Annotated in this window: 24 protein-coding genes and 3 pseudogenes; 5 read left to right on the top strand and 22 right to left on the bottom strand. The window is 73.5% G+C overall.

Features of this window, described 5'->3' with window-relative positions:
- Positions 1-31: 31 nt before the first annotated feature.
- Both AC067U_RS29375 and AC067U_RS29370 read right to left on the bottom strand, forming a co-directional pair.
- Positions 32-2,344 carry a serine/threonine-protein kinase gene (locus tag AC067U_RS29375; RefSeq protein WP_478832814.1) on the bottom strand — a complete coding sequence of 771 codons (2,313 nt, stop codon included), beginning with the start codon at positions 2,342-2,344 and terminating at the stop codon, positions 32-34.
- Between the two features lie 34 nt (positions 2,345-2,378).
- The gene (locus tag AC067U_RS29370) at positions 2,379-3,356 is read right to left on the bottom strand and encodes an oxygenase MpaB family protein (RefSeq protein ID WP_478832813.1); all 978 of its coding nucleotides are present in this window, start codon (positions 3,354-3,356) and stop codon (positions 2,379-2,381) included.
- A gap of 138 nt (positions 3,357-3,494) precedes the next feature.
- Here AC067U_RS29370 and AC067U_RS29365 point away from each other — a divergent pair, with 138 nt between their 5' ends.
- Positions 3,495-4,190, top strand: a complete 696-nt coding sequence (locus AC067U_RS29365) for a DUF4389 domain-containing protein (RefSeq protein ID WP_478832812.1) — start codon at positions 3,495-3,497, stop codon at positions 4,188-4,190.
- Between the two features lie 58 nt (positions 4,191-4,248).
- On the opposite strand, the gene AC067U_RS29360 is transcribed toward AC067U_RS29365, so the two are convergent.
- The 6 genes and pseudogenes from AC067U_RS29360 to AC067U_RS29335 form a co-directional block, all read right to left on the bottom strand.
- Positions 4,249-5,496, bottom strand: coding sequence for a vWA domain-containing protein (locus AC067U_RS29360; RefSeq protein WP_478832811.1), 1,248 nt, complete (start codon positions 5,494-5,496; stop codon positions 4,249-4,251).
- Complete coding sequence (locus tag AC067U_RS29355; RefSeq protein ID WP_478832840.1) at positions 5,493-6,770, bottom strand: AAA family ATPase; 1,278 nt, start codon at positions 6,768-6,770, stop codon at positions 5,493-5,495. The genes AC067U_RS29360 and AC067U_RS29355 overlap by 4 nt, the downstream gene beginning before the upstream one ends.
- 146 nt (positions 6,771-6,916) lie before the next feature.
- Positions 6,917-8,362 carry a hypothetical protein gene (locus AC067U_RS29350; RefSeq protein ID WP_478832810.1) on the bottom strand — a complete coding sequence of 482 codons (1,446 nt, stop codon included), beginning with the start codon at positions 8,360-8,362 and terminating at the stop codon, positions 6,917-6,919.
- Between the two features lie 140 nt (positions 8,363-8,502).
- Entirely contained in the window at positions 8,503-8,895 is a 393-nt protein-coding gene (locus AC067U_RS29345) for a hypothetical protein (RefSeq protein ID WP_478832809.1), read from the bottom strand.
- Positions 8,895-9,371: a DUF7737 domain-containing protein gene (locus tag AC067U_RS29340; protein ID WP_478832839.1), complete on the bottom strand. Its 477-nt coding sequence runs from the start codon at positions 9,369-9,371 to the stop codon at positions 8,895-8,897. The genes AC067U_RS29345 and AC067U_RS29340 overlap by 1 nt, the downstream gene beginning before the upstream one ends.
- A gap of 264 nt (positions 9,372-9,635) precedes the next feature.
- Positions 9,636-10,679, bottom strand: a pseudogene (locus AC067U_RS29335) (DUF4132 domain-containing protein); the annotation flags it as partial.
- Positions 10,680-10,751: 72 nt separating this feature from the next.
- Here AC067U_RS29335 and AC067U_RS29330 point away from each other — a divergent pair.
- The gene (locus tag AC067U_RS29330; protein WP_478832808.1) at positions 10,752-10,913 is read left to right on the top strand and encodes a hypothetical protein; all 162 of its coding nucleotides are present in this window, start codon (positions 10,752-10,754) and stop codon (positions 10,911-10,913) included.
- Positions 10,914-11,506: 593 nt separating this feature from the next.
- On the opposite strand, the gene AC067U_RS29325 is transcribed toward AC067U_RS29330, so the two are convergent.
- The 7 genes and pseudogenes from AC067U_RS29325 to AC067U_RS29295 all read right to left on the bottom strand — a co-directional run.
- Positions 11,507-11,782: a hypothetical protein gene (locus AC067U_RS29325; RefSeq protein WP_478832807.1), complete on the bottom strand. Its 276-nt coding sequence runs from the start codon at positions 11,780-11,782 to the stop codon at positions 11,507-11,509.
- 45 nt (positions 11,783-11,827) lie between these two features.
- Positions 11,828-12,355: a CAP domain-containing protein gene (locus tag AC067U_RS29320; protein ID WP_478832806.1), complete on the bottom strand. Its 528-nt coding sequence runs from the start codon at positions 12,353-12,355 to the stop codon at positions 11,828-11,830.
- 240 nt (positions 12,356-12,595) lie between these two features.
- Entirely contained in the window at positions 12,596-13,387 is a 792-nt protein-coding gene (locus tag AC067U_RS29315) for an ABC transporter permease (protein ID WP_478832805.1), read from the bottom strand.
- Positions 13,384-14,406, bottom strand: a complete 1,023-nt coding sequence (locus AC067U_RS29310) for an ATP-binding cassette domain-containing protein (RefSeq protein ID WP_478832804.1) — start codon at positions 14,404-14,406, stop codon at positions 13,384-13,386. The genes AC067U_RS29315 and AC067U_RS29310 overlap by 4 nt, the downstream gene beginning before the upstream one ends.
- 84 nt (positions 14,407-14,490) lie before the next feature.
- A complete protein-coding gene (locus tag AC067U_RS29305; protein WP_478832803.1) occupies positions 14,491-15,336 on the bottom strand; it encodes a DUF4097 family beta strand repeat-containing protein in 846 nt (281 codons plus the stop codon).
- A 145-nt stretch (positions 15,337-15,481) separates the two neighbouring features.
- Entirely contained in the window at positions 15,482-16,000 is a 519-nt protein-coding gene (locus tag AC067U_RS29300; protein ID WP_478832802.1) for a hypothetical protein, read from the bottom strand.
- A 291-nt stretch (positions 16,001-16,291) separates the two neighbouring features.
- A pseudogene (locus tag AC067U_RS29295) lies at positions 16,292-16,957 on the bottom strand (STAS domain-containing protein); the annotation flags it as partial.
- Positions 16,958-17,030: 73 nt separating this feature from the next.
- Between AC067U_RS29295 and AC067U_RS29290 the strand changes: the two are divergent.
- Together AC067U_RS29290 and AC067U_RS29285 are read left to right on the top strand one after the other, a co-directional pair.
- Positions 17,031-17,300 carry a BON domain-containing protein gene (locus AC067U_RS29290; protein ID WP_478832801.1) on the top strand — a complete coding sequence of 90 codons (270 nt, stop codon included), beginning with the start codon at positions 17,031-17,033 and terminating at the stop codon, positions 17,298-17,300.
- Between the two features lie 43 nt (positions 17,301-17,343).
- Positions 17,344-17,703: pseudogene (locus tag AC067U_RS29285) on the top strand (Acg family FMN-binding oxidoreductase); the annotation flags it as partial.
- 62 nt (positions 17,704-17,765) lie between these two features.
- Here AC067U_RS29285 and AC067U_RS29280 read toward each other — a convergent pair.
- The 6 genes from AC067U_RS29280 to AC067U_RS29255 all read right to left on the bottom strand — a co-directional run bounded on the left by AC067U_RS29280 (position 17,766) and on the right by AC067U_RS29255 (position 23,582).
- Positions 17,766-18,449, bottom strand: coding sequence for a helix-turn-helix domain-containing protein (locus AC067U_RS29280; protein WP_478832800.1), 684 nt, complete (start codon positions 18,447-18,449; stop codon positions 17,766-17,768).
- A 5-nt stretch (positions 18,450-18,454) separates the two neighbouring features.
- Positions 18,455-19,531 (bottom strand): zinc-dependent alcohol dehydrogenase family protein, encoded by a 1,077-nt coding sequence (locus AC067U_RS29275; protein ID WP_478832799.1) that lies wholly within the window; start codon positions 19,529-19,531, stop codon positions 18,455-18,457.
- Between the two features lie 333 nt (positions 19,532-19,864).
- On the bottom strand, positions 19,865-21,055 hold the full coding sequence (locus tag AC067U_RS29270) for an acyl-CoA dehydrogenase family protein (protein WP_478832798.1): 1,191 nt from the start codon (positions 21,053-21,055) through the stop codon (positions 19,865-19,867).
- A 226-nt stretch (positions 21,056-21,281) separates the two neighbouring features.
- On the bottom strand, positions 21,282-21,827 hold the full coding sequence (locus AC067U_RS29265; RefSeq protein ID WP_478832797.1) for a hypothetical protein: 546 nt from the start codon (positions 21,825-21,827) through the stop codon (positions 21,282-21,284).
- 19 nt (positions 21,828-21,846) lie between these two features.
- Positions 21,847-22,683, bottom strand: coding sequence for a class II fructose-bisphosphate aldolase (locus tag AC067U_RS29260; protein WP_478832796.1), 837 nt, complete (start codon positions 22,681-22,683; stop codon positions 21,847-21,849).
- Positions 22,680-23,582, bottom strand: coding sequence for an SIS domain-containing protein (locus AC067U_RS29255; protein WP_478832795.1), 903 nt, complete (start codon positions 23,580-23,582; stop codon positions 22,680-22,682). Before AC067U_RS29255 ends, AC067U_RS29260 begins: the two co-directional genes overlap by 4 nt.
- Positions 23,583-23,664: 82 nt before the next feature.
- On the opposite strand from AC067U_RS29255, the gene AC067U_RS29250 reads away from it, so the two are divergent.
- Entirely contained in the window at positions 23,665-24,453 is a 789-nt protein-coding gene (locus AC067U_RS29250; protein ID WP_478832794.1) for a DeoR/GlpR family DNA-binding transcription regulator, read from the top strand.
- 12 nt (positions 24,454-24,465) lie between these two features.
- Here AC067U_RS29250 and AC067U_RS29245 read toward each other — a convergent pair whose 3' ends face one another.
- Entirely contained in the window at positions 24,466-25,464 is a 999-nt protein-coding gene (locus AC067U_RS29245) for a zinc-dependent alcohol dehydrogenase family protein (protein WP_478832793.1), read from the bottom strand.
- Positions 25,465-25,477 lie beyond the last annotated feature (13 nt).

Raw genomic sequence — 25,477 nt, 5'->3', positions numbered from 1 at the left:
GCAGAACCGGATCCGGGACCACCGCGCACCCCTACCCGCCGGGCGCGCCCACCGCCGGCGGCAGTGCGCTGCCGTAGGTGAAGCCCTGCCCACGCCGTTCGACGGCGCGGGCGCGGACGTTCGCGGCCTCCGCCTCCCGGCCGAGCCGGTCCAGGCAGTACGCCTCGTCGCCGAGGGCGTCCAGGGTTTCGGGGTGGTCGGGGCCCAGCGCACGCTCGCGCGCCCCGGCGATCTCCCGGTAGATCGGCAGGGCTTCGCCCCAGCGGCCGAGCCAGCCCAGCCCGACCGCGACCTCGCGGCGGCTGACCAGCGTGTCGGGGTGGTCGGCGCCGAGCACCTTGGCGCGCAGGCCGCCCACGTGGCGGGCCTCGGCCACGGCCTCGTCCCAGCGGGCCAGCCGGCCCAGGTTGACGCCGAGGACGTGGCGGGCGCGCAGGGTCTCCGGGTCGGTGGCGCCGTACGCGCGGGTGCGGTCGCGGACCAGGGAGCGGAACAGGTCGAGGGCCTCCGTGCCGCGGCCGAGCCGGCCCAGGGCGATGCCGACCTCGTAGCGGGCGGCCAGGGTGGCGGGGTGGTCCCGTCCCAGGGTCCGCTCGCGGGCGCCGGCCACCTGCCGGTAGCCGTCGAGGGCGTCCTCCCAGCAGCCGAGCTGGCCCAGCGCGTAGGCCGCCTCGTAGCGGGTCAGGAGGGTGTCGGGGTGGTCGGGTCCGAGCACCCGGGCGCGGGCCGCGGCCACCTCCTCGGCGGTGATGTGCGCTTCCGCGTGCCGGCCGAGGCGGCCGAGCGCGCAGACCAGGTTGTGACGGCAGAGGAGGGTGTCGGGGTGGTCCGCGCCCATGGTCCGGACGCGTGCGGCGAGCACCTCCTCGTACGCTTCCCGGGCCTGCTGGTACCGCCCGAGCTGGCCCAGCACGTACGCGGTCTCCTGGCGCGCGGCGAGGCTGTCGGGGTGGTCGGCTCCCAGGAGCCGGGCGCGGGCGGCCGCGACGGCGCGGTGCTCGGCGAGCGCGTCGGCGGGGCGACCGGTCCGGCTGAGGGTGCAGGCCGCCTCGAAGCGGGCGGTGAGGGTCTCGGGGTGTTCGGGGTCGGCGTGACCGGCGGGGCGGGGCACTCCGTAGGGAGCGGTGAGCCGCGGGTCCTCGGAGGCGGCCGGGCGCGCCGACACGGAGGTCCCGGTGCCGGTGCCGGTGCCGACGGAGCGGGACTCGCCGGCGGGGGCGGGCACGGATCCGGCGGGGAGCACGGAAGCGGCCGCGGACGTGGCCACGGACGCAGCCGCCGGAGCGGTGGCAGCCCGTCCCGCGGGCACGCCTTCGGCGCCCGCGGCAGCCGCGCCGGCCGGCCGGGGCGCCGTCCAGGCGCCGGTCAGCACCGTCCAGGCACCGCTCGCCGGGCGGGCGTCGAGGCCCGCTCGACGGCCGCCGGTCATGCCGCGGGCCCAGGCAGGCAGCGGCAGCTCGACCGGGCCCGTGCCGGGCAGCGGGCCGCGGCGGGCCGTGAGCAGCCGGTCGTGCAGGCGCCGGGCGTCGCCGGGGCGTTCCTCAGGGCACTTGGCGAGCAGGTCGAGCACCACCTGCTCGAAGTAGGGGGGCAGCTCGGGCCGGTGCTGCCGCGGCGGCACCGGCGGGGTGTCGCGGTGGCCGACCAGCACCGACCAGTTGTCGCCGAGGTCGAAGGGGGGTGCTCCGGTGGCGATCTCGTAGAGCACGCAGCCCAGCGAGTAGAGGTCGCTGCTGTGGTCGACCTCGCCGCCGGCGATCTGCTCCGGGGACATGTAGTGCGGGGTGCCCATGGCCATGCCGCCGCCGGTCAGTTTGGCGGTGAAGCCGATGTCGTGGGCGAGCCGGGCGATGCCGAAGTCGCAGATCTTCACGGTGCCGTCGGTCAGCCGCATGATGTTGGCGGGCTTCAGGTCGCGGTGCACCACGCCCTGCTCGTGGGTGTAGGCGAGGGCGGCCGCCACCTGTTCGGCGATGTCCACGACCACGTCCACGGGCAGCGGGCGTCGGCCGTTGTCCTCCATCAGCTGGCTGAGGTTGCGGCCTTCCAGCAGTTCCATGACCAGGTAGAGCATGCCGCCGGAGGCGCTCTCATCGCCGAAGTCGTGGACGACGGTGACGCCGCGGTGCTGCAGGGAGGCCGCGACCCGCGCCTCGCGCCGGAAGCGTTCGCGCAGCACCTGGGTGAAGTGGGCGTCCTGTTCCGGTCCGAGCGGTTTGAGGCACTTGACGGCGACATGGCGGCCGAGGGACTCGTCGCGGGCGCGCCACACCTCGCCCATGCCGCCCCGGCCGATCAGGTCGAGGGACCGGTAACGGCCATGGATCAGTCTGCTCTCCGCCATCTCCTGGTGCCGCCCCCGTTGTCGTGCTGTGCCGTCATGCCCTCCCCGGCCTTCCCCCTGCCTTTGGCGGCGGGGGTCCCCCCGGCCAAGCCGGGGGCAGTACCCCAAGTATGGCCGTCGCTCTGCGCAGTGTGTACGCCGAGGGGCGACTGGAGGGGCCCATGCGGCGCATTGCTCTCAAGATGTGACCTGGCGGCATCTGCCACCGCAGACCTGCGGGAACGGTGCGCAGCAGGCGTCCGGTGAGGCGCAGGCGCCGGGTGACGGCGCGCGGGGCGGGTGCGGGCCTGCCGTACAGATGGTGGGCCCAGCCGGGCAGTGACCCGTACGCGAGGGCGGCGAGCGGGCGCCACAGCAGGGCGCGGGCGGGCCGCAGCAGGGGGTGTACGGGCGGCCGGCGGAGGAAGGCGTCGACGGCGTGGGCGTCGGGGCCGGCGGCGAGTTCGGGACGGATCCGCTCGAAGTACGCGGCCAGTGCGGCGGTGTCGGCGGGCACCCGGTCCGGGTCGAGGCCGACGAGGCGGGCGTTGACCACGTTCTCGGCGACGTAGCGGTCGGCTTGGCCGCCGGTGAGCGGTACGCCGGACCTGCGCAGGATGTGCAGGAAGGAATCGATCTGGGCGCAGTGCACCCACAGGAGCAGTTCGGGGTCGTCGACGCGGAAGCGGGCGCCGGTGGCGGGGTCGGTCGCGGTGAGGGTGCGGTGGATGGCGCGGACCCGGGCGCCGGCCCTTTCGGCCGCCTCGGTGGTGCCGTAGGTGACGGTGCCGACGAAGTCGGCGGTGCGCAGCAGTCGCCCCCAGGCGTCGCGTCTGCCCCCCTTGTTCTGGAATGCGGCCGAGTTCTCCATCACCCCGCGCACGGCGCGGGGGTGCAGGGCCTGCAGGTAGAGCGCGCGGACTCCGGCGATCCACATCATCGGGTCGCCGTGGCAGTTCCAGGTGACCGAGGCGGGCCCGTAGAACCCGGGGTCGGGATCACTGTCGGTGGCCGTTGCCGGAGCTCTCCGCATCGGTCCAGCGTACTGACGGGAGCGTGTGACGGAAGTGCGCCTGCGCGGTGTCCCCGTCGCCGGGCTGCACGCCCGGGAGCCCTTCGTCATGCTGGAAGGGGGCGCTCCGGGCCAGTCCCGTGCGAAGGAGTTGATCCCATGACCACCCCCACCGGCCCCTTCACCCCGCTGCCCGGCGGGGCGCGGCCCGTCGTCGTGTCCGCGCGGCTGGACGCCCCGCTGTCGCGCTGGCTCTGGCTGCTCAAGTGGATCCTGGCCATCCCGCACTACGTCGTGCTGTTCTTCCTGTGGATCGCCTTCGTCGTGGTGTGGGTGATCGCGTTCTTCGCGATCCTGTTCACTGAGCGGTATCCGCGGGCACTGTTCGACTTCAACCTCGGCGTGCTGCGCTGGTCGTGGCGGGTGGGGTTCTACGCGTACAGCGCACTGGGCACGGACCGGTACCCTCCGTTCAGCCTCGGTCCGGAGCCGGACTATCCGGCCCGCCTGGACATCGCCTATCCGGAGCGGCTCTCGCGCGGCCTGGTGCTGGTGAAGTGGTGGCTGCTCGCCCTCCCCCACTACCTCGTCCTCGTCTTCTTCACCGGCGGTTACCGCGCGTACGGCTGCGGTCTGATCACCCTCCTGGTGATCATCGCGGCGGTGGTGCTGCTGTTCCGGGAGACCTACCCGCGGGACATCTTCGACCTGGTCATCGGCCTGAACCGGTGGGTGCTGCGGGTCACCGCGTACGCCGCCCTGATGACCGACGTCTATCCGCCCTTCCGGCTGGACCAGGGCGGTGACGAGCCCCTCGCCGCGACCCCGGGCGACGGTCTCTGGGACCGCGACTGAGGGGAACCGCGCCTGAGGGGCACCGCGGCCGAGGGACACCGCGGCCGAGGGGCCGCACCTATCCGATCGTGACCACACGGGCCCACTCCGGCGGCCGGTCGGGCTCGTAGTCGGGATCGTCCTCGCGGCGGCGCACCGCGCGTGACGAGAGCTCCCGGGGGAACAGCCCCACCACCGTCCGGCACGAGGGGCGCCGCTCCGGCCAGGGCGTCTGGCCGTCGGTGAGGGCCACGATGACGTCCGGCCGCGGGCGGGACCGCAGCGCCGTGGCGAAGCCCGCGCGGAGGTCCGTGCCCCCGCCTCCCAGTAGGGGGATGCCCTCCGCCCGGCACAGCGGGTGGGCCACGTGGGTCGCGGCGTCGCAGCTGAGTACGGTGACCAGGTCGCGGCGGCCGCCCACGGCCCGGGAGATCGCGGCGACCTCCAGGAGGGCGCTGCCCAGTTCGGCGTCGCTGACGGATCCGGAGGTGTCGATGACCACGGACACGCGGGGCGGCCGGCGCCGCAGGCTCGGCAGCACGGTGCCGGGCAGCGCGGCCGAGCGCCGCGACGGGCGGCCGTAGCTGTAGTCCTGGCCGGCCCCGGAGGCGGAGGCCGCCGAACGGATCGCCGCTCCGAGCAGCTGCCGCCAGGGCTGGGGCGGGTGGAAGGCCTCCTCCGCCCACCGCTCCCACTTCTCCGGGGTGTCGCCCGGACGGGCCTTGATGCCCTCCGCCACCCGGAAGCGGACGGCGTCGCGTTCCTGGGCGCTGAGCCCGCGGGCGCCGTCCGGTCCGAGGTCCCACTCGCGTTCCAGCCCGTCGGCGCCGCTGCCGCAGTCCAGCCAGGCGAGCTCCTCGGTGTGCCGGCCGAGCCGGAACCGGCTGAGGTACTCCTCCATCAGCTGCCCCGGCGGCAGGTTCAGCGTCTCCGGCAGGACCACGCCCTCGGGCTGCACGAGCCCGTCGCCGAAGGCGTCGTCGTTGATCTCGCAGTCGGCGGCGATGTTCATCCGCAGCCGCTCCGCACGCCCGGTGAGTCCGCGCTGCCGCGCCACCCGGTCGCTGCGCCCGTGGTGGTCCCGGAGCAGGTGCGACACCTCGTGCACCCATACGGAGGCCAGTTCCTCCACCGGGGTGCGGTCCACGAACCCGGGGGAGACGTAGCACCGCCAGTGCCGGTCGACGGCCATCGTCGGCACCCGGCCGGAGGCGACGGTGTGCAGGGCGAACAGTGCCGTCGCGAGGTACGGCCGGGCCCGCGTGGCCTGCAGCCGGGCGGCGTAGAGCTTGTCGAGGTCCAGTGCCCCGGCTGTTCCCGCGGTCATCGGCGGGGCTTCGCGGCGAGCGCGGCCTTGGCGGCGGCCTGGTCGGCCCGGCGCGAGAGGGTCACCACTCCGGCGAGCTGCTCGATCACCTCCGGGACGTCCCAGTCCTCGCGGCGCAGCGCGGCGAGGGTGGTCGCGGGGACGACCACCAGGTCGGGGGCGCCGGTGTCCAGTGCCCGGACCAGGAGGGACCAGGCCGCGTCCCAGCGGGACCGGTCGGGGCGCTTGCGGACGGCCGCGACCACCGCGTCGAGCACGGCCTGGCGCAGGTCCCCGCGCTCGGGCAGGACGGCGCCCACCGGGTCGGCGAGGAGTTCCTCGGGGTCCGGCAGGTCCATCCGGTCCAGGCTCGCCAGCAGCTCCAGCCCCGGCCCGTCCCCTACGGTGCCCCTGACCAGCAGGGACAGGACGTCGCGGGAGGAACCGGCCGCGGTGGCGAAGGCGATCAGGCGGAGGGTCATCTCCCAGCTGCGCGGGGACGGCCAGGCGCCGCCGCGCCGGGTCTCGCTGTTGGGGAGGCGGTGCACGAGGGCGGGCCGGGCGGACAGGAGCCCGCACACCGCCCGGCGGGCGAGGTCCACCGCCTCCGGCAGCTTCGCGGCGTCGAGCCGGGGCAGGGTGGCCCGGGGCCAGGTGCCGCCGAGGCCGCGTACGACGACGTCCTGGTCGTGGATCCACTGGAGGTGGACGAACCGGTTGGCCAGCGGCGGGCTCAGTTCCCAGCCGTCGGCCGCCGAGGAACGGGGGTTGGCCGCCGCCACGATCCGTACGTCCGGCGGCAGCCTCAGCGCGCCGATGCGGCGTTCCAGCACGAGGCGGAGCAGGGCGGCCTGCACGGCCGGGGGCGCGGTGGACAGCTCGTCCAGGAACAGCAGTCCCCGGCCGGCCCGCACCAGGCGGACGGCCCAGTCCGGCGGGGCCATCGGGACGCCCTGCACGGCGGGGTCGTCGCCGATGACGGGCAGGCCCGAGAAGTCGGACGGCTCGTGCACGCTGGCGATCACCGTGGTGAGGGGGAGGTCCAGGTTCTCGGCGAGCTGGGTGAGGGCCGCGGTCTTGCCGATTCCCGGCTCACCCCACAGGAGGACCGGCAGGTCGGCGGCAACGGCCAGGGTCAGCGCTTCCAGCTGGATGTCGGGGCGCGGTTCGGTGGTGGTGTCGCGCAGCAGGGCCAGCAAGTCGGCGGCCACGTCGAGCTGCGCGGGGGCGGCTGTGGGAGCGGGAGCCGGGTGCGCGGCTGCGTCGGCGGCGGGGAACGGGGCGTACGCGGGCATGGCGGAAGACACGGCAGAAGACATGGGTGATCACCTGTGGGTTCGTCGGTGAAGCGAGTGAGGTGTGGCGAGTGACGTGTGGCGAGTGACGTGTAATCAGTGACGCGCGGCGGGTGGGGCAAGGCGGAGCAGGTGTGGCGAGCGGGTCAGCGGACGCCGGCCTGGCGCGCGCGCCCTCGGTGGGCCGCGGACCTGCGAGGGCGCGGGCGCACGTATCCGGTCACGGGGCTGTGTCCGGGCCCTGGTCCGAGCAGCCCGGACCTGAACAGGCCGTAGATGACGCGCTGTTCCGCCGCCGCTTCCAGCTCGTCCCGCAGGGCGCCGTCGCGGAGCACCGCCTCGGGACCGAGCAGTCCCTCGACGACGGCCAGCGCGCCGGCGGTGTCGCCGTGCACGAGGCGTTCGCGTATGCCGGAGAGGGACTCGGGGCTGCGGTGTGCCTGGTCGATCGCCCGCAGGCAGGGCAGCGGCGTACCGCTGAGTGCGACCAGGAGTTCCTCGCGCCGGATCTCGTCCGGATCGTGGTCGAGGGGGGACAGGACCCCGTCGACCATGCCGATCCGGTGGCGGGCGCCGCGACAGTCCACGAACCGGGGTTCAACTGCCGGGTCCGGGACGGTCCCGGGCGCCGTCGGCACGTGACCGGGTACGAGGGACCCCGCGACGAGCGGGTGCAGTCGGCCGGCCCCGATCAGGCCGGCGCGCAGCAGTTCGAGGTCCGGGGGCACCCAGGTCGCGGCGTCGGGCAGCACGGGCGGCGCGAGCGCGCCGGGACCGGGTGCCGCCGCCCCGCGCACCGTCGGCGGGCCGGTGCCGTCGGGGCCGCTGCCGTCAGGGGTGCCGACCAGGTCGAGGAGGAGACGGTGCCTGCCGCCCAGGCGCACCTCGACGGTACGGGAGTCCGGCCGGTCGGTGGCGAGCAGGAGCCCGGCTTCCGCCGCCCAGCGGTCCACGGCCCAGCGGTGCGGCGACGCCGCCATCGCCGTGGCCGCCACCGGCAGGTCCGGGACCGCCATGGGTGGTTCACCGCCGGGCGGCCGGCCGGCGCCCGACCGGCGGCGCAACTCGTGAGCCCTGCGCACGTCCCAGAGATGGCGGTGCAGGTCCAGGCGGAAGCGCTGGCTCGGCCGCGGGTGCGGGTGGTTCCGGGTGCCGGCGTCGGCGCGGGACCCGTCCCACAGGGTGAGGACGATCCGCTGGCCGGCGTCCGCCCAGGCGGGCGCGGTCCGGGCCACGAGGTGCACCGGGTCGTCACCGTCCCGCCCCGGGTCCTCGTACCGCGCCAGGGCCACGGTGAGGCCGGGGCGCAGCAGTCCGTCGGGGGCGATTCTGGGCATGTGCCAGCGCAGCAGGTCGGGCGCCAGGTGCCGGAGATCGGCCCGGATCCGCGCCACGAGCTCCCGGCCGTGGGTGCGCGCCAGGGAGGGCAGGTGGAGATCGACGTCGAAGCCCGCGGCGGCGCACGCCCCCGCCCAGTCGCCGACGGATCGGCGGGCGGTCGCGGTCTCGATCATGGAGGGCGGCACGGCGTACTCGCGCACGCGCAGCCAGAGCGAAAGACGGGAATCCTCGTCCGTCAGGTGAGGGTGCATCAGCACTCACCTTGCGCGGACGGTTCCCCCGATCTGTACAGAGGAGAAGTGTTCATCGCGGTGATCATACGACCGCTCGCCGGCGACCGCCACGGATTAACCAGGCGAGGGGGAGCCGATCGCCCAACGGGCCGTGAAGGTCAACCCCCGGCCAGGGCAACGAGCTTGATGAACACCAGCTCCGGATCCGTGGTGAGGTCCACGACCTCGTCGAGGTCCTCGGCCTGCCGGTCGCCGGCCAGCACGAAGAACCCGTTGGCCAGGAAGGCACGTTCGGCGATCTCGGCCTGGCGTTCCCAGTCGATGCGGCGCGGCTCGCGGAGCCGGTGGCCGTTCGGCTCCGCCTCGGCCCCGTCGGGGCGGACGAGGCCGTGGAAGCGGTCGCTCGGGCACTTGTTGTACCGCGCGACCTCCTCGCGTACCCGGAGCCTGATCAGCTCCCCCACGGTCATCCGTTCCGGCAGCCCGTCGACCGTCCACTCGGCGACCGCGGCGCCCGTCGCGGTCTCGTCCCGGAACCTCACCGCCGCCATCAGGCGCCCCGCTTGATCTGGACGAGGATGGACTCGTCGGTGATCTTCGCGTCCTCGGCGAGCAGAAAGGCCTTGCTCAGTACGAGGGAGAGACGTTCGTCCTCGAACGGCAGGAACACCTTCCGCCGGCCGCCCTTCCCCCGGGCCGGAACGATGCACAGGTAGGAGCCGTCCGGCTCCATCAGGACGTTGGCCGAGCCGAGGTGGATCCGGTACGTCCGCAGATCCCCGCGCACGACCAGGAAACGCCCCTCCAGCGCACACCGGCCGGCGATCTTCAACCGCGGCAGGATCCGCTCCAGGGCCGCCCGGCGCACTTCGGCACTCGCCGTCAGATCTCCGAAGGAGGCATTGCGCCAGTACCCCGTGTGGCGGTCCTCGCCGCGGTCGGTCCAGTCGGGATCGGCGGCGATCGAGGTCACCCCCACGAACAGGTCGACGTCCCGCATCGCCTCGCTGAACACATGCGGGGGCACGTCGGCGAGTGGAACCTCCTGCCAGCGCCGGCCGTCGCGCCGCTCGAAGCGGACCTGGTCGGTCGCGGCGTGCGCGGGCCCGTAACCTTCGTCTTCCCCCGTGGCGGGCTCGTGGTGGAAGCAGGCCCGCCATGCGCCGCCGCCGAACTCCCCGCGCGCGAGCCCGGCGTGGCCGCCGTCGTGCCGACCGAGGAAGTTGGCCTGCCAGCCGCGCTCCTTGAACAGCGCGTACAACTGCCGGTAGTGGACGATGTGGGCGGCGAACCGGTTGGAGTAGACGCCGGTCTCCTCCTCCGCCGGGGTGAGCAGGTAGATCTCGCGGAAGGCCTGTTTGAACGGCTGCCTCCGCTGGTCGGCGACGAGCCGCCCGCGCCACGCCGCGATCTCTTCCGCCGAGGCGCGAATGGGGTGCCACAGGCGTACGCGCGCGGGCTCGCCGGGCGGCGGGCCCGCGGGTGCCGCCGTACGCCACTCGCCGTCGTCCTCGTCCCGGAACTCCCAGATGAGGCCGCGGGTGAGGGTGCCCGTGACCGGGTGGTCTCGGTAGTGGCGGCACCACTCCCGGTACGTCCATTCCCGGCCGACATCAGCGCCTCGACGCGGGCCCGCTCGCCCGACAGCGTCTCCCGCACCTCCTTGGCCAGGGCCTTCAGCACCCGCAGTTCGTCCGGGAAGCCGTCCTTCACCTGCGCCGGGGCCGTCCGGGTGGTCACCCCGTCGGGGCGGGTGAAGGTGAGGCGGACCGTCGCCGCGTCCTCGATCGACACACGCACCCGGTGCCCGCCCACCTCCCTCTCCAGCGAACCGTCGGGGGCCAGGCCGTGGTCCGGCACGCTGCGCTCGATGAGCTGTTCCGCGGTGATGCCCTGCTTGCCCGCGGCCGTTACCAGGGCGGTGTCGAGCTGCTTGAGCAACGCCCGGTGCCTGATCCGGGACTTCAGCCGCCACAGGGCCTCCAGGGAGGCCTCGCCGCCGGTTTCGGCCAGTGCGTTGACCGCTGCGCCGGCGAGTTTGTGGTCCGCCATCACGTCGGATGCGGGGCCGCCGGTCCGCAGGGCGAGCGCGCCGAGGTGGTGCACCGCGGCGGGGCCGCCGGTCAGCGCGGCCGCCCAGACCACGCCGCGTGCGAGGTCGCCGTCGTTCTGGTGGACGACGTAGTGGAGGTGGTGGTCGCCGTAGGACCAGTTGCTGTGCGCGCCGTGTTCCCTGCTGCACAGCGGATCTCCCTCGGCCAGGACCCGCAGGCTGTCGGCCACGAGACCCCGCGCCGACGCGGCCTCCGCGAGTTCGAGGCAGCTCCGCCGCCATCGCCGGGTCGGGCGAGGCGCCGACAGGCTCGCCAGATGGCGTGCGAATCCGGCGAGTTCAGGAGTGGCCGCGGTGCCGATCCGATCGCGCAGCGGAGCGGCCCAGGAGGCCCGGGCCGGTACCAGGCCCTCGGGGACACCGGCCTCGTCCACGCTCGCGATCAGTGTGCGCAGGCGCTGGGCGAGTGCCGTGCGCACCCCCGCTTCGACCTCGCTGTTCATGATCTCCGCGTGAGCGTGCCGCAGCCGGGGCAGGAGCGCGCGACGGCCGTCGGTGTCAAGCCGGTCGGCGGCGTTCAGCGCGCACCGCAGCACGCGTGCGAACCAGGGGCCCTTGGTGTATTCGGAGGCGCGGCAGAGCAGCACACCGACCTCCTCGGGCGTCCAGCCGCCCAGCCGTGAGATCAGCGCTCCGAGATCGGCCTCGTAGTACCCCAGGCTCGTGTCGTCGACGCGGTCGGCCAGCAGCAGGCACAGCGCCGCCGCCCGGCCCTCCTCGCCCGTGTAGGCGGCGAGCAGTGCCTCGATCTCGGTCCGGAGCGCCGCGCTGTGCTCCCGGGACACCTCCTGCTCCGCGGTCCGCAGGTGGTCGGGCCCCCAGTGCCGGGCCCGCCGGTGCGCGGCCCGCCAGCGTTCCAGGAGTTCGACGAGCCTGCGGGCGCGCTCGAGCGCGGCGGACCGCACGCCGTCGAGCGCGTCGTTCCTACGGGTTCCGGCCACCAGGGCGTCGTAGTGCATGGCCGGATCCTGGCAGGCGGCACTGACAGCGCCGACGACGCGGCGTGCGTGCGTGCCAGCCGCCGGCCGGACGGGACTTTGACGACGCGACTAGCGCGGCTCGTGGGCGGCCTCGCGGCAGGCGCCGGTCGCGGCGCCGCCCGGCGCTCCCGCCGCGGTCAGGCCGTTCACGCAGGTCTGCAGGTCCCCCACCACGCCACGGGTGCACGCCGCCGTGACGGAGTCGGTGACCGTGACACCGGCCTGCTCCACCATCCGCGTGCAGGCGGGGATGTCCGCCTGCACCGCGGGGGCGGCCAGAGCCGTGCCGCCGAGCGTGAGGGTCAGGCCGGTGAGGACACCGGCCGTACGGGTCGACGTGCGCATGGGACGCACCTGCTTTCCTGGTTGAAAGCGGCTGATTGGAAGCGGCTAACCCGACTGGACGGCGAAGAGCTGGACCGCGTACTCGCCCTTCGTGCCGACGCCCGTCTCCTTGAACGCGCAGTTCAGGATGGTTTCCTTGTGGCCCTTGGTGCTGTTCATCCAACCGTCGACATGGGCCTTGGAGGAGGTGAAGCCGGGTCCGGAGACGTTCTCACTCCATTGCCCCATGGGGTTGTAACCGGCCTTCTGCATCCGGGACTCCATGGTGGACCCGTCCGAGCCGGTGTGAGCGGTGAGCCCGTTCGCCGCCATGTCGTCCGCGTGTGCCTGGGCTGCCTGCGTGAGCCGCGGGTCCTCCTTCAGGGGCTGGCAACCGACCTTGGCCCGCTCGGCGTTGACCAGGGCGAGGATCTCGCTCGACGAGGACTGCTGAACTGCGGCGGTGACGGAGGCCGGTGCCGCGGCGGTCGGCAGGGGAGCGGCCATCGCGGTCACTGCGCCGCCCAGCACGAGCAGCGGGGCCGTACAAGCCGCTGCGCACACGCGTCGGATCCGGTGGTTCTTGGTACGCATGGGAATTCCCGTCAGGGGTGAGGGGGCCGCTCACGGCACCCGGCCCCCGGGGCGGCCGCGTGCGAGCGGCCGCAGGACGGTGCGCGGCCTGTGGCGAGACGGATACCGCCGCAGCATGGTGCGGGGCGCGCCTCCTGCTCCCTCCACCGTACGACCGCCGCCGCCGCACCACGACCCGGACCGGCGGAAGGCGGGCCGTGGGGGTGCGGCGGCGGCGGGAGGCGGGCCGTGGGGGTGCGGTCACTTCGGGTCGCGGTCGAACACCGCCTTGGACCAGCGGTAGCCGAGGGCCGCCAGGCCCAGGCACCAGGCCAGGGCGATCCAGCCGTTGTTCCCGATCTCGGTGCCGAGCAGCAGGCCGCGCAGGGTCTCGATGGCCGGCGTGAACGGCTGGTACTCGGCGATCGGCTGGAACCAGCCCGGCATCGCCTCGATGGGGACGAAGGCGCTGGAGATGAGCGGCAGGAAGATCAGCGGCAGTGCGTTGTTGCTGGCGGCCTCGGCGTTCGGGCTGACCAGGCCCATGCCGACGGCGATCCAGGTGAGCGCCAGGGCGAACAGGGCGAGCAGTCCGAACGCCGCGAGCCACTCCGGGAACGTGGCGCCGGTGGAGCGGAAGCCGATGGCCACGCCGACGGCGCCGACGAGGACCACACTGGCGACCGCCTGTAGCACGCTGCCGATGACATGTCCGATGAGCACGGATCCGCGGTGGATCGCCATGGTGCGGAAGCGGGCGATGATGCCCTCGGTCATGTCGTTCGAGACGGAGACCGCGGTGCCGATCGTGGTGCTGCCGATGGTCATCAGCAGCAGGCCTGGGACGATGTAGGCGATGTACTCGGAGCGGTCTGCGCCACCGCCTCCGATGCCCGCGCTCATCACGTCGCCGAAGACGTAGACGAACAACAGCAGCAGGACGACCGGCGTCAGCAGCAGGTTCAGGGTCAGGGACGGGTAGCGCCGGGCGTGCAGGAGGTTGCGGCGCAGCATCGTGGAGGAGTTGCGGGCGGCGAGGGAGAGGGTGCTCATCGGGCGGCCTCCTTGGGCTCGTTCGACTGGTGGGGAACGGCGGTGCCGCCCGTCAGGGCGAAGAACACATCGTCGAGGTCGGGTGTGTGCACGGTCAGTTCGTCGGCCTCGATGCCGGCCGCGTCCAGCCGGTCGAGTACGGAGCGCAGGGCGCGCTGGCTCCCGTCGCTCGGCATCTGCAGCGCCAGCGCCTCGTCGTCCCGGGCCGCCCCGCCCAGGGCGGAGGCGGCGGCGCGGTACGCCGCCGGGTCGGAGAAGCGGAGCCGGACGTGTCCGCCGGGGACCAGCCGCTTCAGCTCCTCGGCGCTCCCCTCGGCCACGATCTTTCCGTCGTTCAGCACCGCGATGCGGTCGGCGAGTTCGTCGGCCTCCTCCAGGTACTGGGTGGTGAGGAAGACGGTGACGCCGCCGGAGACGAGCTCGCGGATGATCTGCCACATGTTGTGCCGGGAGCGCGGGTCCAGGCCGGTGGTCGGCTCGTCGAGGAAGATGATCCGCGGGTTGCCGACCAGGGTCATCGCGATGTCGAGGCGGCGCTTCATACCGCCGGAGTAGGTGGAGGCGGGCTTCCCGGCCGCCTCGGTGAGGCCGAAGCGCTCCAGCAACTCGGCGGAGACCCGCCGTCCTTCGCGCTTGGGGAGGCCGTGCAGGTCCGCCATGAGGATCATGTTCTCCGCGCCGGTGATCAGGCCGTCGACGGCGGAGAACTGTCCGGTGACGCCGATCGCGGCGCGCACGGCCTGCGGGTCGGCGGCGAGGTCGTGTCCCGCCACCTGGGCCTGTCCGCCGTCTGCGGAGATGAGGGTGGAAAGGATCTTCACGGCGGTGGTCTTGCCGGCGCCGTTCGGCCCGAGCAGCGCGAACACGGACCCGGCTGGGACGCGCAGGTCGATGCCGTCGAGGACGGTTCTGTCACCGTAGGACTTGCGCAGACCGAGGGCGGAGACGGCCGGCGGCGAGGCGTGACCACCACCACCGCCACCACCGATTCCTGATGTGGGCATGACAGAAGAAGGCATGGGGCCCTCCGTTCGAAGGGTGAAGCGGCTGAAAGAGCGGGGTGGGGGTGGGGTGGGGTGCGGTGGCGCCGGATCCGCCGCGGGTCAGACCTTGGCGCGGAGGATGTCGATGTTGCCGTGCCGGGTGCGAGCGTGGATCTTGACGGTCTCCTCGGTCTTCTCCGGGGCGTCGGAGGCGGAGAGCATGTTGCGCACCTGGCCGGAACCGGAGCTGACGTCCAGCCAGGCGGCCGTGCCCTGGCGGATGCCGACCTCGATCGCGCCGTAGGAGGTCTCCAGCTGGAGGGTGCCGCGGGCGGCTTCGCCCACGCGCAGGGTGCCGTGCGCGGTGGTGGCGGTGACCGAGCCTTCGGCGCGCCGGATGTCGATGTCGCCGTTGGCGCCGCTCACCCGCAGGTCGCCGGTCGCGGCGCCGACCGTCGTGCCGCCGTGCGAGTTCTTCAGGACGGCGGGGCCGTCGACGAGGCCCACGCGCAGGCTGCCGGAGCTGGTGGTGATCTCGGCCGCGCCCTCGACCCGGTCCACGGTGATCGAGCCGTGCGATGCGGTCAGCTTCAGCGGACCGGTCGTGTCGAGGCGGACGTCGCCGGAGGAGGTCTTGACGCGGACCTCACCAAGCCGGCCCTCGCCGAGCACCTGGGCCCAGGAGCCGGCCATGTCGATGCGGGAGCCCGTGGGCAGTTCGACCGTCACGTCGACGGTGCCGGGGCGGCGCAGCGAGTTCCGCTGCTTGGACGTCTTGACGGTCAGTACGCCGCTCGCGTACGTGACCTCGGTGCGCTCGGCCGCACGCACGTCCTGGTCCTTCTTCGGGTCACGGGGCTGTACGTCGACGACGGTGTCGAGGCGGTCGCTCGCGGTGAACCGGATGGAACCGGCCTCCACGTGCGCCACGGCCGTGATCGCTTCGGGAGTGTCGAAAGAAGGCATGGCTGTCCCGTCCTCTTGGGTGTTCGGAACGTCCCCGCTGGTGGGACGTGATGTGGATGAGTCGGTGCGGGTGGAGTGATGCGGGTGAAGTGATGCGGGTGAAGTGATGCGGGTGGGGCGTTGCGCGAGCCCACCGCGGGCTCGGCTAGCGCACCCAGCCCGAGGCGCTCTGCCCGATGCTCTGGATCTTGTCCGTCGTGCCCGGCCGCGCGCCGCCGTCGACCGCGGCGGACACGGCGCGGACCAGCCAGGCGTTGACCGACAGGCCCTCGCGGCTCGCGGCCTCCTCGGCGCGGGCTTTGAGGTGGGCCGGCAGACGCAGGTTGACGCGCGCGGTGCCACCCTCGTCGACGTCGGCCGGGACCGGGGTCCTGAACGGTTCGACGGGGCCGGCCGGCTCCACGGGGGCGCCGCGGTCGGCGGGCGGCAGCGACACCACGAACTCGGGGTCCAGGCCGCGCAACCGCAGGTCGACCGAGCCGGGCGCGAGGTCGCGGGTGATCTCGTCCATCGCGGCGGAGAGTACGTTCAGCATGGCCAGCCGGGTCGCGGACTCCAGCGGAGCGGTGAGCCTGTCGGCCAGCCCGCGGGCGTCTTCCCCGCCGGCTTCGGCGGCCACCGCGAGATCGCGGCGGAGGGTGTCGACATACGGGGTGAGGTCCATGACGTCATCATGGCACCAACATGGCACCACGCGCAAGCCCGAATGGCACACCTTGGCGCACCTCCTCCAGGGAGTGACCCCTGACCTGCACAAACACAACCGCAGCAGCGCGCTTCAGGACGGCGCCACGCACGCACAGGCACTCTCCGGAGGGCCGACTGGCGCCGGTTGGCGCCACATGGCACCTGATGGCACTTGATGGCGCCACCCAGGGCCGGCCGGCATCAACCAGTGCCATCCGGTGCCCCAGTGCCATCCAGTGCCATCCAGTGCCGTATGAGGCCACACGCCTCACACGGCGCGCTGCCACCTGCGATAGGCGTCGACCGCCGTGGGGAGGGTGGGGTAGATCCGGTCGCCTCCGACGGCCGCCGTGAGCCCGTAGGCGTCGAGGGGCTCACGGAGGTCCTGTTTCACGCGCGCCAGGGCGAACACGATGTCCCGACGGACGAGTTCGGCGCGGAGGGCCTCGACGGCGTCGAGGGCGGTGATGTCGACCTCGACGTTGGCCTCGGTGTTCAGGACGAACCAGTGGACGGGTTCCTCCTGCCCGTCGACGGCGGCGAGCGCACGCCGGTGGAAGTCCTCGGCGTTGGCGAAGAAGAGCGGGGAGTCGTAGCGGTAGACGAGCAGGCCGGGAATGGTGCGGGCGGACGGGTGGTCGTCGATGTCGTGCATCCCGGCGAGGCCGGGGACCATGCCCAGTACGGCGTCGTGCGGCCGGGCGACCCTGGCGAGCAGCTCGATGACGGAGAGGGCCACCGCGACCAGGACGCCGTACAGGATGCCGAGGGTGAGGACGCCGAGGGTGCAGCCCAGGGCCAGCAGGAGTTCGCGGCGGCGGAAGGCCGCGAGCCGGCGGAACTGGCCCACCTCCACCAGCCGGACGGCGGCGTAGACGACGATCGCGCCCAGGGCGGCGACGGGCGTGTGGGCCAACAGCGGCCCCAGGAAGAGGTCCGTCCGTGCTTCGCCATGGCACCTCCGGGACTCCCTGCGGCGGGGCGCGTGTGCCGGACCATCGTGCCGCGTGACGGGCCGCGGCAGCGTGAAACGCGCGGAGATCGTCGAGGACGTCCTCACCCGGACGCTGGGCCTGGCGCCGTCGGCGATCACGGTGGACGTCGACGACGGTGTGGTGACGCTCAGCGGGACCGTACCGCGCGCCGGACTGCTGCCGATCGTCGTCCGGCTCTGCCGATGCGTCGACGGGTCGTCGACGTCGGCAGCCGCCTCACCGCCCCACCGGTCGCCGTCCCGGCACACGGCTGAGGCCGCACAGACAGGACCAGTGCCATGACCACGTCCCTCCTCGACGCCGGAACCGCCGCCCTGCTCGTCGGCGACGCCGTCACCGCCCGGCACCGGTCCGCGACTTCGGCCGCGCCCACCCGGTACGTGACCGCGGCTGGGCCGTGTTCGAGGAGCGGCCCCGGCTCGCCCTGCCGGCCACCCCGGGCGACACCCCGGCCGACTGGCTGCGGGCCGGCCAGGCGCTGGAACGCGTCCTTCTCCAGGCCAGTGCGGACGGCCTGGCCACCTCGATGACCTCCCAGCCCCTGGAGTGGCCGGAGCTGCGCTGGACGGTCCGGGACCCGCTCGCCTCCATGGGCCACGTCCAGATGGTCCTGCGCCTCGGCTACGGCCCCCGGGGAGCGGCCACACCGCGCCGCCCGGTGACGGACGTCCTGCGGATCCGGTGACCGCCGGGCGGGTCACCGCGCGGTGGTCACCGTGACCGGGCGCGGAGCGCCCGGGGCGTCCATCAGTCGCGCACCACGCGACGGCCGGTGAGCCGGACGGGGGTGAGCCTCATCCAGTGGGTGCGGGCGCCGCCGGCCCAGGGGTGGGACCGGGCCGCAGCGCTCAGGCGCTGGAGTTCCCCGGCGTCGGTGACCGCCTGGAGTTCGCCCACGGCCAGCACGCTCCAGCCCTCGGCGGTCACGTCGTCGATGTGGTCGATCTCGAAGGCGGCCTCGGTCCCCGCGGCTCTGGCTGCGGCGGCCCGGGCGTGCGTACGGAAGGCGATGGTGTTGCCCGCGACCAGGTAGTTGACGGGCAGCACGGCCGGGCCGTCGGCGGCGAAGACCGCGATGCGGCCCACGCCGTGCGTTCCCAGCAGCCGCCGGCATTCGGCCTCGTCCAGCGGCACGAGCGTGGTGTCGTGCTGGGCGCCGGACCGGCCGGGAACCCGGTCGGCGCCCGCGCCGGTCAGGTCGTCGACGGTGACGCCGAGGGCGTCGGCGACCCGGACCAGGGTGCCGATGGACGGCGAGGCGGCATGCTCCTCCAGGTAGGAGATGTAGTGGCCGTCCGCTCCGCACCTCCGGCCCAGTTCCTCGGGGGTCAGGCCCAGGGCCTCGCGGCGGGCCGCCAGACGGCGGCCCAGGTCGGTGCGGCGGATCCTCCCACCGGACGGCGGGTGCGGGGTGCGCGGAGTGCTCTGCACGGTCCTCACCGCTCCCGGGCCGGCACGGCGACGGTGTCGTGCCGCGGTCCGCCGAGGACCACCTTGAGGGCACCGGTGTCGGCGGCGCGGGAGAAGACGTCGTACGCCTCCTCCATCTGGTCCAGCTCGAAGCGGTGGGTGACCATCGCGGCCCCGGGCAGCCGGCCCGCCGCCAGCATCCGCAGCAGCATGGGCGTCGAATGCGTGTCGACGAGACCGGTGGTGAGGGTGACGTCCTTGATCCACAGGTCTTCGAGGTGGAGGGTCGCGGGCTTGCCGTGGACGCCGATGTTGGCGACCCGGCCGCCGGGACGCACCATGCGGGTGCACAGCTCGAACGCCTCGGGGACGCCGACGGCCTCGATGACCACGTCCGCGCCGAGCCCGTCGGTCAGGTCCCGTACCAGTTGCTCGGGCTCTTCCCGGGCGCTGACGGTGGCATCGGCCCCGAGGCGGCGGGCGGCCTCGAGCCGGGAGGGGGCCAGGTCGACGGCGATGGTCCGGTACGGGCTGTAGAGCGCCGCGGTGGCGATGGCGGGCAGGCCGATCGGGCCGGCGCCGACCACGACGACCGTGTCGCCGGGGCGCACGTTGCCGTTCAGGACGCCCACCTCGTACGAGGTCGGGAAGATGTCGGCGAGCAGCACCGCCTCATGGCCCGGCAGGGTGCTGGGCAGCGGGTGGACGGAGAGGTCCGCGAAGGGGACGCGTACGTACTCGGCCTGGGTGCCGTCGATGGTGTGGCCCAGGACCCAGCCGCCGTCTCCGCGGCACTGGCCGTAGCGGGCCTCGCGGCAGAAGCGGCAGCGGCCGCAGGCCGAGATGCAGGAGATCAGGACGCGGTCGCCGGGGCGGACGGTGCTGACGTCGCCGCCGGTCTCGACGACCGTTCCGACGGCCTCGTGGCCCAGGATCCGGCCGGGGGTCACCTCGGGGACGTCGCCCTTGATGATGTGCAGGTCGGTGCCGCAGATGGTGACGGCGTCGACCCCGACGATCACGTCGGCGGCGTCCTTGATCGCGGGGTCCGGGACGTCCTGCCAGGAGGTCTGTCCGGGCCCGTGGAAGACGAGTGCCTTCATGGCGCGGCCTTCCTCTCTGTGTGCGGTGCGGGGTACGCGCTGTGCTGTGCGGTGCTGTGCTGCGCGGGAGGGTCACCGCCAGGCTCCGCCCGTACCCCTTCGCGTCGCTTGGGCCGGTCGGCCCCGTGGCGGGGACCGGTCGGGTCCCTCCGGACGGGCCGCGCCGACGGGACGGTGACGTCCGGCAGCCCTCCGGTGACGCCCGAGAGGAGGCCGTCCCCGGCTCTTCCAGGGTGTCGCGGACCCGCGACAGCGCAACCGGACACGGACGTCCCGGTGCGCCGACCCGGGCCGGCCGGCCCCGAGACGACCGGAGAACCTCGTCACAGCGACTCAGCGGCGGACTCGGGGCATGCCCAGGCCGATCCAGGAGATGATCTCCCGCTGGATCTCGTTGTTGCCGCCGCCGAAGGTGAAGATGACGGCGCTGCGGTAGCCGCGTTCGAGTTCACCGTGCAGGACCGCGCCCGCCGAGCCGTCCTTCAGGGGGCCGGCCGCGCCGACGACCTCCATCAGCCAGGCATAGGCGTCGCGCCGGGCCTCGGAACCGTAGACCTTGACGGCGGAGGCGTCCTGCGGGGTGAGGGTGCCGGCCTGGACGGCGTTGACCATCTGCCAGTTGAGGAGCTTCATGGCGTCGAGGCGGGCGTGGGTGCGGGCGAGGCGGCCGCGGACCCAGCCGAGGTCGATGACGCGGCGGCCGTCGGCGAGCTTGGTGTTCGCGGCCCACCGCTGGACGTCGTGCAGGGCGCGGATCGCCATGGTGCCGTGCGCGGCGAGGGTGACGCGTTCGTGGTTGAGCTGGTTGGTGATGAGCCGCCAGCCCTTGTTCTCCCGGCCGACCCGGCGGCTCGCGGGCACCCGGATGTCCTCGTAGTAGCTGGCGGTGGTGTCGTGCGAGGCGAGGGTGTTGATCAGGGTGCAGGAGTAGCCGGGGTCGGAGGTCGGGACGAGGAGCATGGTGATGCCCTTGTGGGCGGGGGCGTCCGGGTCGGTGCGGACGGCCAGCCAGACCCAGTCGGCGGTGTCGCCGTTGGTGGTCCAGATCTTCTGTCCGTTGACCACGTACGTGCCGGTCTCCTCGTCGCCCTCGCGGACCGCCTTGCACTTCAGCGCCGCCAGGTCGGTGCCGGCGTCCGGCTCGCTGTAGCCGATGGCGAAGTCGATCTCGCCGGAGAGGATGCGGGGCAGGAAGTACGCCTTCTGCTCGTCGGTGCCGAACTGCATGATCGTGGGTCCCACGGTGTTCAGCGCCATCAGCGGCAGCGGGACCACGGCCTGGGCGGCCTCGTCGAAGAAGATGAACTGGTCCATCGGGGTCATCCCGCGACCGCCGTACTCGACGGGCCAGCCGACGCCGAGCCAGCCGTCCGCGCCGAGCCGCCGGATCGTCTCGCGGTAGAACCGCTTCTGCGCCGCCGGATCCTCGTAGCGGCCGTAGACGTCGTCGGGCACGAGCTCGGCGAAGTAGGCACGCAGCTCGGCGCGCAACTGCTGCTGCTCAGGCGTGTATTCGAGGTGCACGGCCCCTCCGGAAGGCTGGCTGCGTGACTGCGTGACCGCCGTGGCGGCGGCGCACAGACTAGAACCCGTTGCAGGAATGCGGAAGGTCCGCGGCGGGGGCATCCGAACGGACCGGCGGCACGGGCCGGCGATTCCGTCGGACGACGCCCGCCGTCCGACGGAACACCGTGCGCGCCGCGGCTTCCACGGCGGACACCGCGCGGTCCCGCTTAGCGGGGCTTCACGCCTACGTGGAGAGGAACAGGGTGTCGAACCACACCAGGCCGAGCGGCTCGCTCAGGAAGAACCGTCCGTCGGCCGCGGTGTTGACCGTCTGTCCCGGGGCCGGCGGCAGGACCTCGGCGTCGTAGTCGGCACTGGTGCGCCAGTCGGCCGCCGACGGGTCCGGGAGGTGCTCGGCGAGGGGTTCCGGCACCTCCGGCAGGGCGGCCGGCTCGAAGGTGGCCGGGCGGGAGGCCAGGGTGGCCGCCACCGCGCCCTTCGGCAGCCGGGCCAGCCCGACGAGCCGGATCCGGGAGTCCGGACCCGGCAGGGTCTGCCGAGCGCTGCCCGCCCCGTCGATGTCGTAGCCGAGCCAGTGCGGGTCGGACAGTTCACCGAGGCCGCCCAGACGGGCGCGTACGGGCCCCGCGTCGGTGCGGACCCTCAGGTGGTCCGGGGCCTGCCGCTGGGACCCGGCGGTGCAGCCGGCCGCACCGCCCACGACCAGCAGCGAACCGCCCACCAACCGCAGGAACCGCCGCCGTCCGCCACCGGCCCCCTGCCCGCCCATCCGTTCCCCCCACCGCTCCTCAGTTCAGCGCCGAGATCATAGCGGCTGCCGTCGCCGTCATCGCCGTGCGTGCGGCGGTCAGGTAGGGGCGGGGGTCCGCCGTGGTCAGGTTGTTCCGAATGGCCTCGGTCATGGCCACGTTCAGCGCGGTGCCGATGTTGACCTTGCGGATGCCGCCCGCCACCGCGGCGGCGAGCTCGGAGTCGGGCAGGCCGGAGGAGCCGTGCAGCACGAGCGGCACGTCGAGGCTCTTGACCAGGCGGGCCAGCAGGGCGTGGTCGAGGGCCGCGGTCCGGGTGGTCATCGCGTGGGTGCTGCCGATGGCGACGGCCAGCGCGTCGACTCCGGAGTCGGCGACGAACCGGCGGGCCTCGTCGGGGTCCGTCCGGGCGCCCGGGGCGTGCGGGTCCAGCGGCGCGGCCCCGTTCTTCCCGCCGACCTCACCCAGTTCGGCCTCGATCCACAGCCCGTTGGCGTGCGCCCAGTCCGCCGCGGACCGGGTGGCCTCCAGGTTCTCCCCGTACGGCAGGTGGGCGGCGTCGTACATCACCGAACCGAAACCGGCGTCAGCGGCCTGCCGCAGCAGCTCGGGACTCTTGACATGGTCGAGGTGGAGCCCCACGGGAACGGCGGCGGCCTCGGCACAGGCCACCGCCGCACGGGCGATGGGCAGCAGCCGCCCCTCCCGGAACTTCACCGCGTTCTCGCTCAGCTGCAGCACCACGGGCGCGCGCACCTGCTCGGCGCCGGCGATGACCGCCTCCGCGTGCTCCAGCGTGATGATGTTGAACGCCGCGACCGCCCGCCCGCCGGCTGCCGCCTCCCGCACCAGGTCCCCGGTGACCGCCAGGCTCATCGCACGGCCTCCTCACCGGACGCGAGGATCACCGACCGGGTCAGATGGCGGGGCCGGTCCGGGTCCAGCCCCTGCCCGTCGGCGACGGCCACCGCGAGCCGCTGCACCCGTACCAGCTCGGCGAGCGGATCGAGCCGCCCGGCCACCCACTGGGCACCCGTCCCCGCCACCTGCGCGGCCAGTCCCTCGGGGGCCTCGCCGATCGACCAGGTGACCGTCCCCGGCCCGGTGACGCTGATGGGACCGTGCCGGTATTCCATCGCCGGATAGGCCTCGGCCCACGACAGGGACGCCTCTCGCATCTTCAGCGCCGCCTCGTGGGCGATCCCGACGCTCCAGCCGCGTCCGAGGAAGGTGAACTGCCCGCACCCCACCAACCGTTCGGGCAAGGGCTCCGCCAGCGCAGCCCGCCCGTCCTCGACCACCGACGCGGCATGGGCACCCACATGGGCCCGCAACAGCGTCAGGGCGGTGGTGGCGAACCGGGTCTGCACCACCGACTGTTCGTCGGCGAAATCCAGCACGACCAGATCGTCGGCGAGGCTCGTGACGGGCGTCGCGGCATCCCCGATGACCGCCACGGTCCGGACACCGGCCTCGCGGAGCCCGGCGAGCAGGTCCAGCACCTCGGTCGTCGTCCCGGACCGCGTCAGGGCGACCACCCGGTCGTAGCGGCGGTGCCGGGGGAACTCCGAGGCGGCAAAGGCGTCCGTCTCCCCCTGACCGGCCGCCTCCCGCAGCGCCGCACCGGCCTGGGCCATGTGGTACGAGGTCCCGCATCCCACGATCGCGACGCGTTCCCCCGCCGGCGGCAGCACGTCCCGCCGGCCGGAAGCAATGTCAGCGGCCCGTTCCCAGCAGTCCGGTTGTGTGCTCAGCTCGTTCGCGACATGACTCATGCCGTCTCCCTCTGCGAGACATTGCAGTTTCGTGCAAGATATCCACCTGTTTCGAGCAACTTCAAGCACCCGAAGGAGGGGCATGTCCCGGGAGACGCGCTGGCAGTCACTGCTCGAGCTACTGGCGGAGAACGGCAGTCTGGAGGTGGAGCCGACAGCGGAAACGCTCGGCGTGTCGGCGGCCACCATCCGCCGCGACCTCGACCAGCTGGCGGAACGGCAACTGCTGCTCCGCACACGTGGCGGGGCGGTGCAGCACGGGGTCTCCTACGAACTCCCGCTCCGCTACCGCACCTCGCGCCGGGCCACGGAGAAGCACCGGATCAGCCAGGCCGTCGCCGACCTCGTGACACCGGGCGAGGTGGTGGGCCTGACGGGCGGGACGACCACCACCGAAGTGGCCCGCGCCCTCGCGGCCCGCCCCGACCTGGCCCAGGGCCCGGCCGGCTCCCCCGCCCTGACCGTCGTCACCAACGCCCTGAACATCGCGGCGGAACTGACGATCCGCCCCCAGTTCAAGATCGTGGTCACCGGCGGCGTGGCCCGCCCCCAGTCCTACGAACTGACCGGCCCGCTGGCGAACCACGTACTGAACGAAATCTCCCTCGACACGGCCGTCCTGGGCGTGGACGGCTTCGACCCCGCCGAGGGCGTCTCCACCCGCCACGAGGACGAGGCCGCGGTCAACCGCCTCCTCTGCGAACGCGCCCGCCGCGTCATCGTCGCCGCGGACTCCACCAAACTCGGCGTCCGCGCCTTCGCCCGCATCGGCGCGATCGGCGGGGTCCACGTCCTGGTCACGGACACGGGCATGCCCGCCGACGCCGCGTCCGCCTTCCGGGAAGCCGGGATCGAGGTACGCCTGGTCTGACCGCCGGCGCGATCAGTGCGCAACGGTCACCACGATCTTCCCGATCTGCGCGTTGGACTCGAGATACCGGTGCGCGTCCACGATCCGCTCCAGCTCGAACGTACGGTCCACCACGGGCCGGAAGGCACCGGCCCGCAGCCCGGACGCCACGAACGCGGCCGCCCGCCGCAGCCGTTCGGGCCGCCTCACCGTCTCCAGCATCGTGTACGTCCGCATGTTCAGGGCGGGCATCCCGAGTTCGATCCCCGGGTACGGCGTCGGCTCCCCGCTGAGCGCGCCGTACACCAACAGCGTGCCCTGGTCCGCCACGGTCCTCGCCAGCTCCATCACACCGGGCCCGGCAACGGCGTCGAACACGAACTCGGCCCCCTTGCCTCCCGTCGCCGCCAGCACCCGCTCGAGGACGTCCTCCTCGTCGGTCACCACCACCTCGGCCGCGCCCAGCTTCAGCAGGGCCTCCCGCTTCGCAGCCGTCCGCGTCAGGGCGATCGGCACGGCCCCCACCCGCTCGGCGACCTGGATGGCCGCGAGCCCCACACTGCTGGAGGCCGCGTTCAGCACCACGGTGTCGCCGGGCCGCATCCCGCCGACCTCCACCAGCGCCCCGTACGCCGTCACGTACGGCATCCACACCGCGGCCCCCTCGACCGCGCCCAGCCCCTCGGGCCGGTGCAGCGCCGCCGCGGCGGGCACCACCGCCCGCTCCGCGTAGACCCCGTAGTCGTTCTGCGAGAACGCCGGCACGGTGCTCACGGCATCCCCGACCCGGAACCCGCCCACCCCCTCCCCCACGGCCTCGACCACACCGGCCGCCTCGTTCCCCAACCGAGCGGGAAACCGCTTCACCGGCTCGATGTAATGCCCGCTCCGAAACAGCACCTCGGCCCGGTTCAGCCCGATGGCATCCACCCGTATCCGCACCTCACCCGGACCGGGCTCACCGACCGCAACCTCCTCCAGGTGCATCACCTCGGGCCCGCCCAGCTCCCGGAACAACACGGTCCGAGCCACACCGCTCCCGTTC

Source organism: Streptomyces sp. NPDC043853 (assembly GCF_056436025.1).
The sequence above is the reverse complement of the archived record's forward strand: the minus strand, read 5'-3'. Positions and strand labels throughout refer to the sequence as shown.

Excerpts from the sequence above, each read along its gene's own strand:
- AC067U_RS29250 (WP_478832794.1), top strand. The coding sequence starts at position 23,665 with ATGTCCCGGGAGACGCGCTGGCAGTCACTGCTCGAGCTACTGGCGGAG.
- AC067U_RS29365 (WP_478832812.1), top strand. The coding sequence starts at position 3,495 with ATGACCACCCCCACCGGCCCCTTCACCCCGCTGCCCGGCGGGGCGCGG.
- AC067U_RS29350 (WP_478832810.1), bottom strand. The coding sequence starts at position 8,362 with ATGCACCCTCACCTGACGGACGAGGATTCCCGTCTTTCGCTCTGGCTG.
- AC067U_RS29305 (WP_478832803.1), bottom strand. The coding sequence starts at position 15,336 with ATGCCTTCTTTCGACACTCCCGAAGCGATCACGGCCGTGGCGCACGTG.
- AC067U_RS29355 (WP_478832840.1), bottom strand. The coding sequence starts at position 6,770 with ATGCCCGCGTACGCCCCGTTCCCCGCCGCCGACGCAGCCGCGCACCCG.
- AC067U_RS29265 (WP_478832797.1), bottom strand. The coding sequence starts at position 21,827 with ATGGGCGGGCAGGGGGCCGGTGGCGGACGGCGGCGGTTCCTGCGGTTG.
- AC067U_RS29375 (WP_478832814.1), bottom strand. The coding sequence starts at position 2,344 with ATGGCGGAGAGCAGACTGATCCATGGCCGTTACCGGTCCCTCGACCTG.
- AC067U_RS29255 (WP_478832795.1), bottom strand. The coding sequence starts at position 23,582 with ATGAGTCATGTCGCGAACGAGCTGAGCACACAACCGGACTGCTGGGAA.
- AC067U_RS29370 (WP_478832813.1), bottom strand. The coding sequence starts at position 3,356 with ATGCGGAGAGCTCCGGCAACGGCCACCGACAGTGATCCCGACCCCGGG.
- AC067U_RS29300 (WP_478832802.1), bottom strand. The coding sequence starts at position 16,000 with ATGGACCTCACCCCGTATGTCGACACCCTCCGCCGCGATCTCGCGGTG.
- AC067U_RS29315 (WP_478832805.1), bottom strand. The coding sequence starts at position 13,387 with ATGAGCACCCTCTCCCTCGCCGCCCGCAACTCCTCCACGATGCTGCGC.
- AC067U_RS29320 (WP_478832806.1), bottom strand. The coding sequence starts at position 12,355 with ATGCGTACCAAGAACCACCGGATCCGACGCGTGTGCGCAGCGGCTTGT.
- AC067U_RS29345 (WP_478832809.1), bottom strand. The coding sequence starts at position 8,895 with ATGGCGGCGGTGAGGTTCCGGGACGAGACCGCGACGGGCGCCGCGGTC.
- AC067U_RS29310 (WP_478832804.1), bottom strand. The coding sequence starts at position 14,406 with ATGCCTTCTTCTGTCATGCCCACATCAGGAATCGGTGGTGGCGGTGGT.
- AC067U_RS29360 (WP_478832811.1), bottom strand. The coding sequence starts at position 5,496 with ATGACCGCGGGAACAGCCGGGGCACTGGACCTCGACAAGCTCTACGCC.
- AC067U_RS29260 (WP_478832796.1), bottom strand. The coding sequence starts at position 22,683 with ATGAGCCTGGCGGTCACCGGGGACCTGGTGCGGGAGGCGGCAGCCGGC.
- AC067U_RS29275 (WP_478832799.1), bottom strand. The coding sequence starts at position 19,531 with ATGAAGGCACTCGTCTTCCACGGGCCCGGACAGACCTCCTGGCAGGAC.
- AC067U_RS29325 (WP_478832807.1), bottom strand. The coding sequence starts at position 11,782 with ATGCGCACGTCGACCCGTACGGCCGGTGTCCTCACCGGCCTGACCCTC.